Source organism: Variovorax sp. F042, assembly GCF_057814215.1.
In genome coordinates this window covers 22,508-39,322 of record NZ_JBVASX010000014.1, presented here as the reverse complement: position 1 = coordinate 39,322, position 16,815 = coordinate 22,508, and the positions used below count along the sequence as shown (strand labels likewise).

The following is a 16,815-nucleotide window of genomic DNA, read 5'->3' as shown; positions in this document are numbered from 1 at the left end:
CACCGGGAAGCTCAGGCCGTGGTGGCGAGCGGCGTGTTCTGCGCGGTGCGCAGGCCGAAGCGGTCCTGCGCCTGCTGGCGATAGGCCGAGGGGGTCATGCCCTTGAGCTGCAGGAAGCGCCGGTTGAAGTTCGCGAGGTTCGCAAAGCCCACCTCGTAGCAGATGTCGCTTACCAGCCGGTCGGAGGTCTGCAGCATCTCGCAGGCCTTGGCGATTCGCAGGCGAGTGACGAAGTCGGTGAAGGTGGCGCCCATGTGCTTGTGGAAATAGCGCGAGAAGCTGCTTTCGGCCATGTTGGCCACGGCGCACACGGCCGGCAGCGACAGCTCTTCGGTCAGGTGCTGGTCGAGGTAGTCGAGCACGCGGCGCATGCGGGTGTTGGCGCTCGGGTCTTCGCTCGCCGTGCCTGTGGTGTTCGAAATCTGGCGCCAGTCGGGCCAGCGGGCCAGCTCGTGCAGCAGGCCGATGAACTCCGCCAGCCGGGCCATGCCCTCCTGCGCCTGCACGCGCAGGAAGCGTTCGCGCACCAGCGCGTGGATGCCGAAGAACTCGATGCCGAGCCTGGCGCGGTCGAGCATCGGCAGCACCGCCTTCAGCTCCGGGAACAGGTCGGTGCCCTTGCGCAGCGGCTCGTCGCGAAAGTGGATGACCATGCTGCGCTCGGCTATGCCCTCGGGCGGCACGTCGTGCGAAATCCAGGTATGGGGCAGCCGAGCGCCCACCAGGGCCACGTAGCCGGGCTCGAAGCGGCCGATGTGGTCGCCGACGAAGGCGTCACCGCTGCTGCGGTTGATGCATTGCAGCTCGTATTCGTCGTGGTAGTGCCAGCAGTCGAAGGGCCAGGGCACGCCGTGCTGCAGGCAGCGTACCGAGCTGCCGCCCGCCGGCTCGAAGCCGAGCCTCGGGTCGCGCAGCAGTTCGTGCTCGAGTTCCGGCTTGCGCGCTGCGTTGTGTCTCATGGGTGTACGAGCCTTCGCGCGGTGGCCGGCGGTGCTTTCTCAGCTGCCGGCGATCTTCATCCGGTTCACCAGGACCGATCCCGTGGTCTTGGCGCCGAAGGTGTAGGCATCGGCCCCGATGGCCTCGATGCCCATGAGCATGTCTTTGAGGTTGCCGGCGATGGTGATCTCCTGCACCGGGAAGGCGATCTTGCCCTTCTCGACCCAGAAGCCGCTGGCGCCGCGCGAGTAGTCGCCGGTCACGTAGTTCACGCCCTGGCCCATCAGCTCGATCACGAACAGGCCGGTGCCCAGCTTGGCGAGCATGGCGTCGAGGTCGTCGGTGTGCTTGGTCAGGCGCGAGCTCAGCGTCAGGTTGTGCGAGCCGCCGGCATTGCCGGTGGTCTTCATGCCCAGCTTGCGGGCCGAGTAGGTCGAGAGAAAGTAGCCTTCAAGGCGGCCGGCATCGACCACCTTGCGCGCCCGGGTGGTCACGCCTTCGTCGTCGAAGGGCGAGCTGCCCTTGCCGCGCAGCACGTGCGGGTCTTCGGCCACGTCGACGTGCTTGGGCAGCACGGGCTTGCCCAGCGAATCGAGCAGGAAAGTGCTCTTGCGGTACAGCGACCCGCCGCTCACAGCCTGCACCAGCCCGCCCAGCAGGCCCACGGCCAGCGGCGACTCGAACAGCACCGGGCATTCGGTGGTCTTGATCTTGCGCGACTTCAGGCGGCTGAGCGCCCGTTCGGCGGCGTAGCGGCCCACGGCCTGCGGGCTGGCCAGTTCATCGGCCGAACGCATGGAGCTGTACCAGGCGTCGCGCTGCATGTCGTCGCCCTTGCCGGCGATGGGCGCCACCGAAATGGAATGCCGCGAGCTGGCGTAGCCGCCGCGAAAGCCGTGCGTGTGGGCGCTGAAGAAGTGGCTCTGCTGGGCCGAGACGCCCGCGCCCTCGCTGTTGGTGATGCGCTTGTCGGTCGACAGGGCCGCTTCTTCGCACTCCAGCGCCAGCTTGGCGGCCTGTTCGCTCGTCACGTCCCAGGGGTGGAACAGGTCGAGTTCGGGGTGCACCTTGGCGATGTCTTCCTCGTCCGGCAGGCCGCTGACGGGGTCTTCGGCCGTGAAGCGGGCGATGTCGTAGGCCGCCTGAACGGTCTGCTTGATGGCCCCTTCGGAGAAGTCGGAGGTGCTGGCATTGCCGCGGCGGTGGCCCACGTAGACCGTGATGCCCAGCGACTTGTCGCGGTTGCGCTCGACGTTCTCGAGCTCGCCCTTGCGCACCGACACACTCAGGCCGCAGCCCTCGGAGGCCTCGGCCCCGGCGTCGGTGGCACCGAGCTTCCTGGCATGCGCCAAGGCGGTGTCGACCAGGTTTTCGAAGAAGGAGCGGCTGTAGGCGAAGCCGGAATCGGCGCGCGAGGAGGATGTCGTCATGTGGTGGCTATGATACTTGCGCCCCCTGTTTCACGTTTTCTCCCCAGCTTCCCACCGCGTTGCAACGCCGCACGGTGCGGCCCAGAATCCACTCCATGTCCCGCAAACCCAAAAAAGGCTATTTCGTCCGTGGCCAGTTCGTTGCCGAAGGCAGCGAACTCGACCTTGAGCTCAAGCGCGAGCTCAAGGGCACCGACGAAGCCAGCCGTACCGACCTCAAGCGCGAAAGCGACGAGCTGCAGAAGCTAGGCACCGAGCTGCTCACGCTGCGCGCCGGCCTGTTCGATACGCTCCAGCTCGACGAAAAACTGGTCGACGCCATCGCCGAAGCCAAGCGCATCACCAATTTCGAGGGCAAGCGCCGCCAGATGCAGTTCATCGGCAAGCTCATGCGCAAGCTCGAGCCCGAAGTGCTGGAGGCCGTTAAACAAGCCCTGTCCGAGCAGAGCGTCGCGCCGGCCGCCGAAACCGCAGCCCTGCACGAGGCCGAGCGCTGGCGCGACCGGCTGATTGCCGACGACGACGCCCTCGGCGGCTGGATAGAAACCCACCCCGCCACCGATTCCCAGCAGCTGCGCGCCCTGGTGCGCCAGGCCCGCAAGGACATGAAGACCGGCCCGGCCGGCGAAGCGCCGCGCCAGGGCAAGGCCTACCGCGAGATCTTCCAGTTGGTGCGCGCCCAACTGGCGGTGCACGGCGGAGCCGACCACGCGGCAGCGGCCGCCGCCCAAGACCGGGAAGAGGACGCATGAGTTCGTTCGACCCGGTCCGCATCGGCATCGTCTCCATCAGCGACCGTGCCTCCAGCGGCACCTACGAAGACAAGGGCCTGCCCTCGCTGAAAGAGTGGCTTGGCCGGGCGCTGAAGAACCCCATCGAATTCGAACCCCGGCTGATCCCCGACGAGGCCGACCGCATCAGCGCCACGCTGATCGAACTGGTCGACGCGGGCTGTTCACTGGTGCTGACCACCGGCGGCACCGGCCCCGCCCTGCGCGACGTGACGCCCGAGGCCACGCTGGCCGTGGCCCACAAGGAAATGCCCGGCTTCGGCGAGCAGATGCGCCAGATCAGCCTGCGCTTCGTGCCGACCGCGATCCTGTCGCGGCAGGTGGCGGTGATCCGCGACAAGAGCCTGATCATCAACCTGCCGGGCCAGCCGAAGTCGATTGCGGAAACGCTCGAAGGGCTGAAGGACACCGAGGGCGTGCAGGTCGTGCCGGGCATCTTCGCAGCGGTGCCCTACTGCATCGACCTGATCGGCGGGCCGTACCTGGAGACCGACGACACGGTCTGCAAGGCTTTCAGGCCCAAGTCGGCCATCCGGCCGCCGCGCTGAGCGGCTACTTGACCAGCGTGAGCAACGGCACGCCCTTGTCCTTGACCATCGTCACGAGGAACTTTGCGGGCTTGGTGGCACTGGCGTTGCGGCCGACCGTGTGAATGTCGGCCGGGCCTTCGTAGAAAGTCTGGCCGGAGGTCAGCGTGACCTCTTTGCTGCCCTTCACGCCCATCACGATCGATCCCTCGAGCACGTACACGAAGGCGTGGGCGTCGTGGCGGTGGACGGGATCGACTGAGCCTGGCGGAAAGTCGACAACGAACGTGACTGCTTCCTTGCCGGGCATGTCCGCCAGGTCCTTCGTCATGAGCATGGTCACGGCGGCTTCGGGGGCCGCCAGGGCGGGCATGGCGACGAACACGCCAAGCACACCGAACGTAAGGCCCAGGGAAATGCAGGTTTTCTGAAAACGGGTCATGGGTTGCCTTTCAGGCCAGCGCACGCTGCGCCAGCCAGTCTTCGAAGCGGATCGTCCCGAGGCGCGGGGCGTTGCCGGGCGTCAGCGACCGGTCGTCGAGCTGCACGCCGAAGTAGCTCGCCCCGGCATCGGTGACCACCGGCCGCTTGTCGCCGGTCGCCGCGAACAGGCGCCGAACCAGCGCGTCGAGCGGCAACGCCTGCGGGCCCGCGATCTCGATCCGGCCCCGCGCGGGGGGCTCGGCCACCACGGCGGCGAGCGCAGCCGCAACGTCGTCCGCCGCCATCGGCTGTATCAACGCGTTCGACAGCCGGACTTCGCCGCCCCGCACGCTCCCGTCGGCGATACCGGCCACGAATTCGAAGAACTGCGTGGCCTGCACGATGGTCCAGGGCACGGGCGAGGCCTCGATCAGCTCTTCCTGGCGTTGCTTGGCGCGGAAATAGCCGCTGGCCAGCAAGCGATCGGTGCCGACCACCGACAGCGCGATGTGATGCGTCACGCCGGCTTCCGCCTCGGCGGCCAGCAGGTTGCGCCCAGCGGTGTCGAAGAACTGGAGCGCCGGCTCGTCCTCGAACGAGGGCGAATTTGCGACGTCGACGACCACATTGGCGCCCGCCAGCGCGGCCTTCAGGCCTTCGCCGGTGAGCGCGTTGACGCCCGTCGAGGGCGACGCGGCGTTGACCTCGTGGCCTGCATCGCGCAGGCGCGTGGCGAGCTTGGAGCCGATGAGGCCGGAGCCTCCGATGATGACGATCTTCATGGTTGATTCCTCGGTAAGGAGAGTCGGAGTCAAGAACGCCCCCCGTGGACGTCCATGCAGGCAAGACGTCCAGCGGGGGGCGTTTGTGACACCGGGACCGAAAAATCCCAGGAATCGGTCAGATCGACCGGTCCGGCCAGCTAGGTGGCCGCGACCGCAGGCCCGAAACCATGGCTCTCGGCCGCCTGCTCGCAGGGCACGCGCTCGACCTGCACCGTCGAATGGTGGATGTCGAAGCGCTCGGCCAGCAGGGCGCGCAACCGCAGCATCAGCGGCGCCATGTCATCCACATCCGGCGTGCACACCACGTGCACGCTGAGGCTCACCTTGCCGCTCGAGAGTGCCCATACATGCAGGTCGTGCAGGCTGGCGACGCCTTCGCTGCCCAGCAGCGCACGCTCGACCTCGGGCAGGTCCACGTCGTCAGGCACGCCTTCGAGCAGCACGTTCAGGCTCTCGCGCAACAACCGCCAGGTGCGCGGCAGCACCCACAGGCCGATGGCGACCGCGATCACCGAATCGACCCACGCCCAGCCGGTGAAGCGGATCACCAGAGCCCCGACGATCACGCCGATCGAGCCCAGCATGTCGGCCCACACCTCCAGGTACGCGCCCTTCACGTTGAGGCTCTTGTCCTTGCCTGCCGCGAGCAGCCGCATGCCGATCAGGTTGACGACCAGCCCGCCCACGGCCACCAGCAGCATCATGGTCGACTGGATCTCGGCCGGCGTGGAGATGCGCCGCCAGGCCTCGTACAGCACGTAGATAGCCACGAAGAACAGCAGCACCGCATTCAGCACCGCCGCCAGGATCTCGAAGCGGTAGTAGCCGAAGGTGCGCCGCCTGTCCGCAGGCCGCTTGCCGATCCAGATGGCGGCCAGCGAAATTGCCAGCGCCACGGTGTCGGTGAACATGTGGGCTGCATCGGACAGTAGCGCGAGGCTCCCCGACACCAGCCCGCCGATCACCTCGGCCACGAGGTAGACCGTGGTCAGCAGAAGCGCCCAGCGCAGTGCCTTCTCGTTGCCGCCTACAGCGTGTGAATGCTCATGTGCCATGGGAGCCTTGCAATGCAGGATCGAGTGGCGCGCCATGAACCTGCTCCTGCACTTCTTCCTCTTCTTCATCGCGCCGGTGCGCAATGCGGTAGAGCAGCGGAAGCACCAGCAGCGTCAGCGCGGTCGACGAAAGAATACCGCCGATCACCACCGTGGCCAGCGGCCGCTGCACTTCGGCGCCGGTGCCGGTGGCAATGGCCATCGGCACGAAGCCCAGCGAGGCGACCAGCGCCGTCATCAGCACCGGTCGCAGCCGCGTGAGCGCGCCTTCGCGTATGGCAGCGTCCAGCGGCAGGCCGCCTTCGCGCAGGTTGCGGATGAACGAGATCATCACCAGCCCGTTGAGCACCGCCACACCCGACAGCGCAATGAAGCCCACCGCCGCCGATATCGACAGTGGAATGCCGCGCATCCACAGCGCCACGATGCCGCCCGTGAGCGCGAACGGAATGCCGGTGAACACCAGCAGGCCGTCCTTGAGGTTGCCGAACATCGCGAACAGCAGCGTGAACACCAGCAGCAGCGACACCGGCACCACGATCTGCAGCCGCTGCGTGGCCGAGGCGAGGTTCTCGTACTGGCCGCCCCACACGGTCCAGTAGCCGGTGGGAATCTTCACGTTGCGCATGGCCTCCTCTGCCTCGGCCACGAAGGAGCCGAGGTCGCGGCCGCGCACATTGGCGCTCACCACGATGCGGCGCTTGCCGTCCTCGCGGCTCACCTGGTTGGGGCCGGGCGCGATGTCGAGCGTGGCCACCTCGCCCAGCGGGATGAAGCTGGTGCGCTGGCCTTCGGCGCCCGCGCCCTTGGGCAGGGCCACGGGCAGGCGCTTGATGGCTTCGAGGTCGGTGCGCAGGTTCTCGGGCAGGCGCACGATGATGTCGAAGCGCCGGTCACCGTCGAACAGCGTGCCCGCCTCGCGCCCGCCTACCGCGGTGGAGATCGCGTCCTGCACGTCGCCCACGTTGAGGCCGTAGCGCGCGGTCTTGTTGCGATCGATGTTCACGGTGAGCATCGGCAGGCCGGTGGTCTGCTCGACCTTCACCTCGGCCGCGCCGGCGATCTTGCCCAGCACACCCGACACCTCGGCGGCCGTCTTGTTCAGCACGTCCATATCGTCGCCGAAGATCTTCACGGCCACGTCGCTGCGCACGCCCGAGATCAGCTCGTTGAAGCGCAGCTGGATGGGCTGCGAGAACTCGTAGTTGTTGCCCGGCAGCTTCTCCACCTCTTCCTGCACCGCTGCGAGGAGCTCCTCGCGTGTACGACGAGGCTTGGGCCATTCGCTCTCGGGCTTGAGCATGATGTAGCCGTCGGAGATGTTCGGCGGCATCGGGTCCGAAGCAATCTCGGCCGTGCCGGTGCGCGCAAACACGCGCTCGATCTCCGGAAACTTCGCCTTCAGCGTGCGTTCGAGTTGCTTTTGCATCTCGACCGACTGCGTGAGGCTGGTGCCCGGAATGCGCAGCGCCTGGATGGCGAAGTCGCCTTCGCTCAGGCTCGGCACGAACTCCGTGCCCAGGCGCGTGGCCAGCAGGCCCGACAGCACCACCGCCACGGCGGCCAGGGTAATGACCAGCGGCTTGGCCGCCATGACGCGCGCCAGCAGCGGCTCGTAGCCGCGCTTGGCCCACACCATCAGGCGGTTTTCCTTCTCGCTGACCTTGTTGCCGATGAACAGCGCCACTGCCGCGGGAATGAAGGTGATCGACAGGATCATCGCGCCCAGCAGCGCAATCACCACGGTGAAGGCCATCGGGTGGAACAGCTTGCCCTCCACGCCCGTGAGCGCAAAGATCGGCAGGTACACGATCATGATGATCAGCTGGCCGAACAGCAGCGGCCGGCGCGCCTCCTGCGAGGCCGCGAACACTTCGTGGAAACGCTCGCTGCGCGTCAGCGGCCGCCCCTTGTGCGCCTGTGCATGGGCCAGCCTTCGCACGCAGTTCTCCACGATCACCACCGCCCCGTCGATGATGATGCCGAAGTCCAGCGCCCCCAGGCTCATGAGGTTGGCACTGACCTTCTGGTTCACCATACCGGTGAAGGTGAAAAGCATCGACAGCGGAATCACCAGCGCGGTGATCAGCGCCGCGCGGATGTTGCCGAGGAACAGGAACAGGATCGCGATGACCAGCACCGCGCCCTCGAACAGGTTCTTCTTCACCGTGGTGATGGCCTTGTCGACCAGCACGGTGCGGTCGTACACCGTCACCGCCTTCACGCCGGCGGGCAGCGTGCGGTTGATCTCCTGCATCTTCTTGTCGACCGCCTGCGACACGGTGCGGCTGTTCTCGCCGATCAGCATGAACACGGTGCCCAGCACCACCTCGCGGCCGTTGTCGGTGGCCGCGCCGGTGCGCAGTTCCTTGCCAATGCCGACCTCGGCCACGTCCTGCACGCGCAGCGGAATGCCGTTGGCGTTGCCGAGGATGACGTTGCCGATGTCTTCCGCCGACTTCACCTGCCCCGGCGCGCGAATGAGGTACTGCTCGCCTCGCTTCTCGATGTAGCCCGCGCCCACGTTGGCGTTGTTGCGTTCCAGCGCGGTGACGAGGTCGGTCATCGTGAGGCCGTGGGCCAGCAGCTTGGCCGGGTCGGGCGCGATGTGGAACTCCTTTGCATAGCCGCCGATGGAGTTGATCTCGGTCACGCCCGCCACGTTGCGAAGCTGCGGCTTGATGATCCAGTCCTGGATCTCGCGCAGGTCCGTGGGCGAGTAAGGCTTGCCGTCGGCCTTCTTCGCGCCCTCTTCCGCCTCGACGGTCCAGAGGTAGATTTCGCCGAGGCCGGTCGAGATGGGGCCGATCACCGGTGAGATGCCGCTGGGCATGCTCTCCCGCGCGGACTGGATGCGCTCGTTGACGAGCTGCCGCGCGAAGTAGATGTCGGTGCCGTCCTTGAAGATCACCGTTACCTGCGAAAGACCGTAGCGCGACAGCGAACGGGTCTGCTGCAGGCCCGGCAGGCCCGCCATGACGGTCTCGATGGGGTAGGTCACGCGCTGCTCGGTCTCCAGCGGGGAGTAGCCGGGCGCGGCGGTATTGATCTGCACCTGCACGTTGGTGATGTCGGGCACGGCGTCGATGGGCAGCTTCTGGTAGCTGAAGATGCCGAGTGCCGCCATGCCGAGCACGGCAAGCAGGATCAGCCAGCGCTGCTCGATGGAGAAGCGGATGATGCGTTCGAACATGCGGACTTCCTCAGTGGGTGTGCGTGGCAGAGCTCTTGCCCTGCTGCGACTTCACGACGAAGCTGCCGCTGGCCGCATAGGGCACGCCGGGCTTCAGGCCGCTCACGATCTCGATGCGCTTGCCGTCGCTGCGCCCGGTCTGCACGTGCTGCGGCAGGAAGCCGCCGGGCACGCGCAGGAACACGGTCGGCTTGTCTTCCACCGTCTGCACCGCTTCGGCCGATACGGTCACGGGGGCATCCGTCTCTGAGGCGACGAGCTCGACGTTCACGAACAGGCCCGGGCGCCAGATGCGCTGCGGGTTCGTCAGCGTGACACGCGCGGTGGCGGTGCGCGTCTGCGCGCCGATCAGCGAGCCCACGTACGACACCTTGCCGGTCGCGGTCTGGTCGAAGGCGCTGGAGCGGATGCTCACCGGCTCGCCGATGCGCACCAGGTTCAGGTTGTTGGCGGCCACGCTGATCTCGGCCCACACGGTCGATAGATCAGAGATGGTGAAGACGTTGACGGCCTCGCCCACCGATTCGCCGAGCGAGATGTGCTTTTCGACCACCATGCCGTCGAAGGGCGCGCGCAGCTCGTAGCGGCCCAGCGCCGACGAGCCCGGAGTGGCACCGAGTGCCAGCAGCTTCTGGTTGGCATTGGCCACCGCGATCTGCGCTTCCTGCATGGCCTGCTGGGCCTGCAGGTAGTCCTGTTGCGGAGATATCTTTTCTTCCCACAGCTTCTTCTCGCGCTCGTAGGTGGAACGGGCCAGCTCCAGCCGGCGCTGTGCCGATTGCAGCGCGCTGCGTTGCTCCGACAACGAAGGGCTCGAAAGCACCGCCAGCACCTGGCCGCGCTTGACCTCCTGGCCGAGGTCGGCCGATACGCTGTCGACCACGCCCGCCACGCGCGGCACCACGTGGGCCGTGCGGTCTTCGTTGAACTTGATTTCGCCAGGCAGTTGCAGCGACGACTTGATGCGCGCGGGGCCTGCGCTCTCGATGGTCATGTCGGCGGCCTTGACCTGCTCGTCGGTGAAGGCGATCTTCTCTTCGTCTTCCTTGTGCTGCGACGTTGCGGCTTTTTCCTTGTCCTTGCCTTCCTCGTGGTGCTCGTTGTCGGCATGGCCCTTGGCCTCGCCGTGATCGTGGTCGTGGTCCTTGCCCTCTTCCTTGGCTTCCTTGCCGCCTTCTTCGTGATGCTCGCCGTCGCCGTGCCCGGCAGCTTCCGAATGGCCGGCCGCTTCGGGCTTGGCGGGTGATGTGCGCAGGATCATCGCGCCCGCGCCGAGGCCCAGCACCAGGACAACCGCGATGGCGATCCATTGCTTCTTGCCGACGCGCTCGGCGAAAGGTTTGCGTTCTTCGGTGTTCATGATGTGTGGAGTTCCTTGCTTGCCTGTCAGCGCGCGACGGGTGGTGTCGCGGCAGAGATGTCGTTGCCTTCGTTGCCCAGCAGTCGGTCGAGGTCACCGGCGGCGCGGTGCGCGTCGGCGAGTGCCAGCAGGTATTGCGCTCGCACCTGGAACAGCGTGCGCTGCGCGTCGAGTGCTTCCAGGAAGCTGAACTTCCCGAGCTCGAAGCCCTTGGTGGCGGCCTTGTAGGCGGTCTCGGCGCCGGGCAGCGCGTCGCGCTGCAGCGTCTCGGCGGTGGCGCGCGCGGAGCGCAGGCGCTCCGAAGCTTGCGCGACATCGGTGCCCAGTTGCAGCTCGGCAGCGACGAGGTCGTCGCGCGCCTTCTCTTCGCGGCTCAGGGCCTCGGCCACGTTGCCGCGGTTGGTGTCGAAGATCGGCAATGGAATCGACAGGCCCACGACCACCTGGTTGCGCCGGCTGCTGCCGGTTTCGCCTTCGGATGCCGGCACACGCTTGGCGCCGAGCGACACGGTCACGTCTGGGATGCGCTTGGCCTGCTCCAGGTCGGACAGCGCCTTGCGCCGCTCGACTTCGAGCCGCGCCTGCTGCACCACGGGCGCCGCGCCCAGGCGGCTGGCCACGTCCTGCACCGGTGCCGGCAGCTGGTCGACAGCGCCATCCACCTGCGTGAAGCGCGGGTTCGGGTTGCCCCACAGCGCGGCCAGCTGCTGGCGCGACGAGCGCAGCGTGCCCTCGGCCTGCAGCAACTCGACGCGGATGCCGGCCTCGGCCACGCGCGCCCTGGTTTCTTCCAGCGGCGAGACCTTGCCGGCGGCCACGCGGTTGGCCGCTGCGCGGGTGGCTGTCTGTGCAAGGCTCACCGAGTCCTGCGCGAGCCGCAGGCGCTCCTGCGCGGTGAGCACGTCGAAAAAGGCGGTGACAGTCGCCGCGCGCACCTCGGCGCGGCGGCCTGCCAGCGCCGACGCGGCCTGGTCGCGCGCGCGTTCGGCCGCCGTCACGCGGGCCGCGCGCTTGCCACCCAATTCGAGGGGCTGGCTCAGTTGCAGCGTGGTGGTGCGGTTGTCGCGGCGCAGGTCTTCCACCTGCGCGTCGAGCGTGGGGTTGGGCCAGGCGCCGGCCTGGACGATGGCGGCCTCGGTGGCCTCCTGCTCGCGGAACGCGGCAGACAGGCCGGGGTTGGCCTGCAACGCCATCGCAACGGCGTTGCGCAACGTCAGCGGGCCCACGGGCTCCAGAGTGCGGGCAGCCGCGTTGGACTGCTGTGAATACGGGGTGCCGGCAGCGGCCGACACTGCGACCTGTTGTGAAAAAGCCGGGGGCGCCGCCAAGGCCAACATGGCCAGCGGCACGAAGAGCGTGCGCATCGAATTCTCCTGGGTTGCGAAACAACGGACGGACGAATTCGGCGAGAAGAGCTCAGCTGATGGTGAGTATCAGAGGGGGAATGTGTTCTCTCGCCGAATCAAAGGGCGAGAGACCAGTCGGGACGAACCGGAACGTCGGAGATGTGCGAGGCAAAGCGCTCGGCAGGCATTGCGCGCAGGGCCTGGGCCACGCGCGCCGCAGCCAGCACCGGCGCCACCGAAGCATCCGCATGCTGGGCATAGCCTGCATGGCAGACCGCGCATTCGCCGACCACTGCATTGGGCTGGGTGCTGGAGTTTTTCTGCGCGCCCTCGCCGCTGTGGCTGCGGTCGGTGCCGCGGGTTTCGCTTTCGTGGTGGCCCCAGTGCTCGGGCTGCGTATCGCGCTCATGCTGGCAATACGCCGATGCCGACGCCCAGCTGAACTGGAACGGCAACAGGACGAGCAGGAAGATGAGGAGCCAGCGGCGCATGGAGGCAAAAAGTATATCGACGGACTGCGGCGGGCATTCCGGCAATGGCCCTTCGAAATGCAGGCCCGGCGCAATGTATGACACGGGGGCAGGGTTTTGTCCGTCAATAGGATTACCGAAACGTAACCCGCTTATTGAAAGTGCTTCGATACCATGCGGCAATGAGAATACTTGTCATCGAAGACGAGCCCAAACTAGGCGACTACCTAAAAAAGGGGCTGGAGGAGAACGGTTACGTCGTGGACATCGCCCGCGACGGCATCGAGGGGAGATACCTCGCCACAGAGGGGGAATACGCATTGGTCCTGCTCGACGTGATGCTCCCCGGCATCGACGGCTTTGCCGTGCTGCAGGCCATCCGGCGCACGAAGAACGTGCCCGTGCTGGTGCTCACGGCGCGCGACAAGGTCGAAGACCGCGTGCAGGGGCTGCAACAGGGCGCGGACGACTACCTCGTCAAGCCTTTCTCCTTCTCCGAATTGCTGGCCCGTGTGCAGGCGCTGCTGCGCCGCGGCAAACCGCAGGAATCGACCGTACTGCGGCTGGCCGACCTGGAGGTCGACCTCCTCAGCCGCAAGTGCGTGCGCAACCGCACGCGCCTCGACCTCACGGCCAAGGAGTTCACGCTGCTGCTGGTGCTGCTGCGCCGACGCGGCCAGATCCTGTCGCGCACCACGCTTGCCGAGCAGGTGTGGGACATGAACTTCGACAGCGACACCAACGTGGTCGAAGTGGCCATCCGGCGCCTGCGCAGCAAGCTCGACGACCCGTTCGAGGTGAAGCTGCTGCACACCGTGCGCGGCATGGGCTACGTCCTCGAAGACCGCTCCTGGTCTTGACCGCCCGGCCGCACTCACTCCAGAGCCGCTTGTCGCTCTGGTTCGCCGCGCAGACCCTGTTCGGGCTCAGCGTGATCTGCTTCGCCATCTACCTCGTCACGGCCTGGAGCTTCGGACAGAAACAGGAAGAGGAGCTCAACCAGAAGGCAGTGCTGGTGGAGCACCTGCTCAAGGAGGCAGAGAAAGGCGGCGACCTCGTCTTCCTGCGGCACAAGCTCGACGACTTCTTCTCGATGCAGGACGACGTGAGCCTGTCGATCTCGCATGCGGGCAAGCAGCTTTTCCAGTCCAGTCCCACGGCCGGCGGCCGCTGGATGCGGCGCGACCTCGTGGTGCCTTGGCAGCAGAGTGGCCTGACGACGCAGCTGCAGGTGCAGCTCGGCGTGAACACGGCACAGGAAGCCCGCCTGCTCGAACGGCTCGCATGGACGCTGCTGGGAGCCGTCGTGCTGGGCACGGCGCTGGTCTCGCTCACGGGCATGTGGCTGGTGCGGCGCGGCCTGCGCCCGCTCAAGGCGCTGGCCCAGCGCACCGCTGCAATGGCGCCAGACAAGGCCAACCGCCCCATCGACGCGATGGACTTCGCCGAAGAGCTGCGCCCATGGATCACGCAGTTCAACGCGTTGCTGCTGCGGGTGCAACGCGCCTACGTGCAGCTCGAATCATTCAACGCCGACGTGGCGCACGAGCTGCGCACGCCGCTGGCCAACCTGATCGGCTCCACCGAACTCGCACTCACGCGCCCGCGCAGCAACGAAGAGCTGCAGACCGTGCTCGCCTCCAACCTCGAAGAGATCGGCCGGCTCTCGGGCATCGTCACCGACATGCTGTTTCTCTCGCAGGCCGAACGCGGCGCGCCGATGCGCACGCGGGCGGTGACGAGCCTGGCGGTGCAGGCCGGCGACGTAATCGACTTCTACGACGCCATGCTGGAAGAAGCCGGCCTGCGTGCGGAAGTGAAGGGCGACGCCATGGCCGACGTGGACGCCGCGCTAGTGCGGCGCGCGCTCTTCAACCTGCTGGGCAATGCGATCCGCTTCGCGGCGCCGGCTTCGACGATTCGCATCGAGATCGGGGTAGAGAACAACGATGAATTCGCAGTCGCGGTCGTCAACCGTGGCGAGCCGATCGACCCCGCCGCCCTGCCCCGCCTGTTCGAGCGCTTCTACCGCGCGGCGCAGGCGCGGGACGGTTCGACCCGGCACCACGGCCTGGGCCTGTCGATCGTGGAAGCCATCGCGCGCATGCACGGCGGACGCGTGTTCGCGGCCAGCCAGGGCGGCGAGACGCGCATCGGGTTCACGGTACGGCGCAGCAGCGACCGGGACTAGGGCTTGGCGTGCGCGGCATCTGCCGCAACCGCTGCCTTGCGGCCGATGAACAGGTTGATCAGCGGCCCCGTCATCGCCGTGGTCACGAGCGCCATCACAAGCAGCATCGTGAAAAGCTCCGGGCCGATCAGCCCCGCGTCGAGGCCGATCTTCATCACGATGAGTTCCATCAGCCCGCGCGCATTCATCAGCGAGCCGGTGGCCAGGCTGTCGCGCCAGCCGTAGCCCGCCATGCGCGCGCCGGCCGCGCCGCCGGCGATCTTGCCGACGGTGGCAACGCCCACGATCAGCAGCATCGCGCCGAGGCTCGCGCCCGAGAAGGCGTTGGACGTGGTGCCCAGCCCCGCCAGCGCGAAAAACAGCGGCATCAGCACGACGATGGAGATCGGCTCGATCCGCTCGGTGAGCGACTTCAGCAGCCGGTCGTCGCGCGGCAGGCAGGCGCCGAACAGGAAGGCGCCGAACACCGCGTGCAGGTGCAGCCACTCGGTGACCAGCGCCGTCGCCAGCAGGCCGAGCATCAGCGCCGCCATCACGGTGGTCGATGGTTCGCCCTCGGGCGCCTTGGCGCGCAGCAGCCGTGCGAAGGCCGGCTTGAGCCCGAAGAACAGCGCCAGCAGCACCACCGCCATGCCCAGCGTGGTCTTGAGCAGGCCCTGGTAGCCCTCGCCTGCACCGACCATCGCGACCACGAAGGCCAGCAGGATCCAGGCGAACACGTCGACCACGGCCGCAGCGCCCAGCGACAGCTGACCGAAGGGCGTGCGCGTCATGCCGCGGTCTTTCAGGATGCGCGCCATCACGGGGAAGGCTGTGATCGACAGCGCCGCCGCGATGAACAGCGCAAACGGCCAGAAGCCGACGCCGGCCGGCGCAAGCGTGGGATGCAGCGCCGGCGCAATCGCGATGCCCAGCGCCATCGGCACGACCACGCTCAGCACGCCCACATAGCCCGCCGAGCGAAGCTGCTCACGCACGCCCTGCGACGCCCGCAGCTCCAGGCCGACCACGAACATGAACAGCACCAGCCCCAGCGTCGACAGCGATGAGAGCCCCTGCAGCGACTCCTTGGAGAACAGCTGCGCGTGCAGCGAGGGAAACAACGCGCCCATGACGACCGGCCCGAGCATCAGCCCCGCCGCCATCTCGCCGACCACGCCGGGCTGCCCCACATGACGAAGCACCCACCCGCATAAACGCGCGGTGGCCAGGATGACGATGAGCTGCAGCAGGAGCGAAGTGACGGACATCGAAGAGCTGGAATCGGTGGAGAAATTCGGCTGATGTTAGTTCGAAGCCGCATCGTCGAGCCAACGATTGGCCCACTGGTTCAGCGGCGTGAGGCGCTTGACGAGTTCGCCGCCCGATTCCGTGAGCACATAGCCCGCGTCGGCGAGCTCGACCACGCCGACGGCGCGCAGCTCCTTGAGCCGGTCGTTCAGCACCGAGGGCGACATGTCGTCCGTGCTGACGCGCAGCGCCCTGAAACTCTGCGGCAGGCCGTCGCGCAGCTCCCACAGGATGCGCAGCGTGCCCTTGCGGCCGAGCTGCTCCAGCAGCCGCATGATGGGTCGGCGCGATGCCGTGGGTTGTGCGTCTTCCATGCCGAATCCTTCGAATGACTGATTGGCGAGTGTACGCCCTTGCGCTACGCATTTCGTAGCGATAGACTGCGCCCGATCGCTACGCTTTCCGTAGCAACCTCATCCACTTCATCGAAGGAATCACCCATGGCCGAGACAGCCGCGAACCGCGCGCCGAGGATCCCCCCGCTCGAAGCCCCCTACCCCGAACCCATCGGCGAACTGCTCACGCGCATGACGCCGCCACAGGCGCCCGAGGTCCTCGCGCTGTTCCGCGTGATGGCCGTGAACCCCACGTTGGCCGAGCGCACGCTCGACCTGGGTCGCTACCTGCTCGGCCGCAAGGCAGCCATCAGCCTGCGCGAACGCGAGATCGTGATCCTGCGGGTCTGCGCCCGCTGCGGCGCGGAGTACGAATGGGGTGTGCACTGGACAGGCTTTGCAGACGCGGCTGGCTTCAGCGAGACCGACCGACGGGTGATGGCCTCGCCAGACGGTGATCTCTCATTGCTCGCGCCGCGCGATCGGCTACTGGTGTCGATGGTCGACCAGTTGCACAACGCGAGCGATATCGACGATGCGCTGTGGGAGGCCCTGAGCGCGCACTGGAGCCACGCGCAGCTGGTCGAGCTGATGATGCTCGCGGGCTGGTACCACTCGGTGAGCTACGTGTGCAATGCAGCGCGCGTGCCGCTGGAGAAGTGGGCAGCGCGCTGGTAAGG

General features: G+C 67.2%; 16 protein-coding genes. 5 read left to right on the top strand and 11 right to left on the bottom strand.

Features of this window, described 5'->3' with window-relative positions; genetic code table 11:
- Positions 1-11: 11 nt before the first annotated feature.
- Both ACZYSP_RS29335 and pmbA read right to left on the bottom strand, forming a co-directional pair.
- Positions 12-959 (bottom strand): helix-turn-helix domain-containing protein, encoded by a 948-nt coding sequence (locus tag ACZYSP_RS29335; RefSeq protein ID WP_093057885.1) that lies wholly within the window; start codon positions 957-959, stop codon positions 12-14.
- Between the two features lie 39 nt (positions 960-998).
- Positions 999-2,369, bottom strand: coding sequence for a metalloprotease PmbA (pmbA, locus tag ACZYSP_RS29330; protein ID WP_489017993.1), 1,371 nt, complete (start codon positions 2,367-2,369; stop codon positions 999-1,001).
- A 95-nt stretch (positions 2,370-2,464) separates the two neighbouring features.
- Here pmbA and yjgA point away from each other — a divergent pair, with 95 nt between their 5' ends.
- Entirely contained in the window at positions 2,465-3,121 is a 657-nt protein-coding gene (gene yjgA, locus ACZYSP_RS29325; protein ID WP_097199476.1) for a ribosome biogenesis factor YjgA, read from the top strand.
- On the top strand, positions 3,118-3,708 hold the full coding sequence (gene mog, locus ACZYSP_RS29320) for a molybdopterin adenylyltransferase (protein ID WP_307617121.1): 591 nt from the start codon (positions 3,118-3,120) through the stop codon (positions 3,706-3,708). The genes yjgA and mog overlap by 4 nt, the downstream gene beginning before the upstream one ends.
- 4 nt (positions 3,709-3,712) lie before the next feature.
- Here mog and ACZYSP_RS29315 read toward each other — a convergent pair whose 3' ends face one another.
- The 7 genes from ACZYSP_RS29315 to czcI all read right to left on the bottom strand — a co-directional run bounded on the left by ACZYSP_RS29315 (position 3,713) and on the right by czcI (position 12,340).
- Positions 3,713-4,129: a cupin domain-containing protein gene (locus ACZYSP_RS29315; protein WP_489017991.1), complete on the bottom strand. Its 417-nt coding sequence runs from the start codon at positions 4,127-4,129 to the stop codon at positions 3,713-3,715.
- A gap of 10 nt (positions 4,130-4,139) precedes the next feature.
- The gene (locus ACZYSP_RS29310; protein ID WP_489017989.1) at positions 4,140-4,892 is read right to left on the bottom strand and encodes an SDR family oxidoreductase; all 753 of its coding nucleotides are present in this window, start codon (positions 4,890-4,892) and stop codon (positions 4,140-4,142) included.
- Positions 4,893-5,032: 140 nt separating this feature from the next.
- Positions 5,033-5,950, bottom strand: coding sequence for a cation diffusion facilitator family transporter (locus ACZYSP_RS29305; RefSeq protein WP_489018115.1), 918 nt, complete (start codon positions 5,948-5,950; stop codon positions 5,033-5,035).
- Positions 5,940-9,143 carry a CusA/CzcA family heavy metal efflux RND transporter gene (locus tag ACZYSP_RS29300; protein ID WP_489017987.1) on the bottom strand — a complete coding sequence of 1,068 codons (3,204 nt, stop codon included), beginning with the start codon at positions 9,141-9,143 and terminating at the stop codon, positions 5,940-5,942. The genes ACZYSP_RS29305 and ACZYSP_RS29300 overlap by 11 nt, the downstream gene beginning before the upstream one ends.
- 10 nt (positions 9,144-9,153) lie before the next feature.
- A complete protein-coding gene (locus ACZYSP_RS29295) occupies positions 9,154-10,503 on the bottom strand; it encodes an efflux RND transporter periplasmic adaptor subunit (protein WP_489017985.1) in 1,350 nt (449 codons plus the stop codon).
- Positions 10,504-10,529: 26 nt separating this feature from the next.
- Positions 10,530-11,867, bottom strand: a complete 1,338-nt coding sequence (locus ACZYSP_RS29290; RefSeq protein ID WP_489017983.1) for a TolC family protein — start codon at positions 11,865-11,867, stop codon at positions 10,530-10,532.
- Between the two features lie 98 nt (positions 11,868-11,965).
- On the bottom strand, positions 11,966-12,340 hold the full coding sequence (gene czcI / locus ACZYSP_RS29285) for a cation efflux protein, CzcI family (protein WP_093057894.1): 375 nt from the start codon (positions 12,338-12,340) through the stop codon (positions 11,966-11,968).
- Between the two features lie 161 nt (positions 12,341-12,501).
- Between czcI and ACZYSP_RS29280 the strand changes: the two genes are divergently transcribed.
- Both ACZYSP_RS29280 and ACZYSP_RS29275 read left to right on the top strand, forming a co-directional pair.
- Positions 12,502-13,179, top strand: coding sequence for a heavy metal response regulator transcription factor (locus ACZYSP_RS29280; protein WP_093057895.1), 678 nt, complete (start codon positions 12,502-12,504; stop codon positions 13,177-13,179).
- Positions 13,176-14,510, top strand: a complete 1,335-nt coding sequence (locus ACZYSP_RS29275; protein ID WP_489017980.1) for a heavy metal sensor histidine kinase — start codon at positions 13,176-13,178, stop codon at positions 14,508-14,510. The genes ACZYSP_RS29280 and ACZYSP_RS29275 overlap by 4 nt, the downstream gene beginning before the upstream one ends.
- On the opposite strand, the gene ACZYSP_RS29270 is transcribed toward ACZYSP_RS29275, so the two are convergent.
- Together ACZYSP_RS29270 and ACZYSP_RS29265 are read right to left on the bottom strand one after the other, a co-directional pair.
- Positions 14,507-15,760 (bottom strand): cation:proton antiporter, encoded by a 1,254-nt coding sequence (locus tag ACZYSP_RS29270; protein WP_093057897.1) that lies wholly within the window; start codon positions 15,758-15,760, stop codon positions 14,507-14,509. The two genes, ACZYSP_RS29275 and ACZYSP_RS29270, sit on opposite strands and share 4 nt — an antisense overlap.
- Before the next feature lie 36 nt (positions 15,761-15,796).
- Positions 15,797-16,114 (bottom strand): winged helix-turn-helix transcriptional regulator, encoded by a 318-nt coding sequence (locus ACZYSP_RS29265; RefSeq protein ID WP_093177691.1) that lies wholly within the window; start codon positions 16,112-16,114, stop codon positions 15,797-15,799.
- A 126-nt stretch (positions 16,115-16,240) separates the two neighbouring features.
- Here ACZYSP_RS29265 and ACZYSP_RS29260 point away from each other — a divergent pair, with 126 nt between their 5' ends.
- On the top strand, positions 16,241-16,813 hold the full coding sequence (locus ACZYSP_RS29260; RefSeq protein WP_489017977.1) for a carboxymuconolactone decarboxylase family protein: 573 nt from the start codon (positions 16,241-16,243) through the stop codon (positions 16,811-16,813).
- The last annotated feature ends 2 nt before the right edge of the window (positions 16,814-16,815 follow it).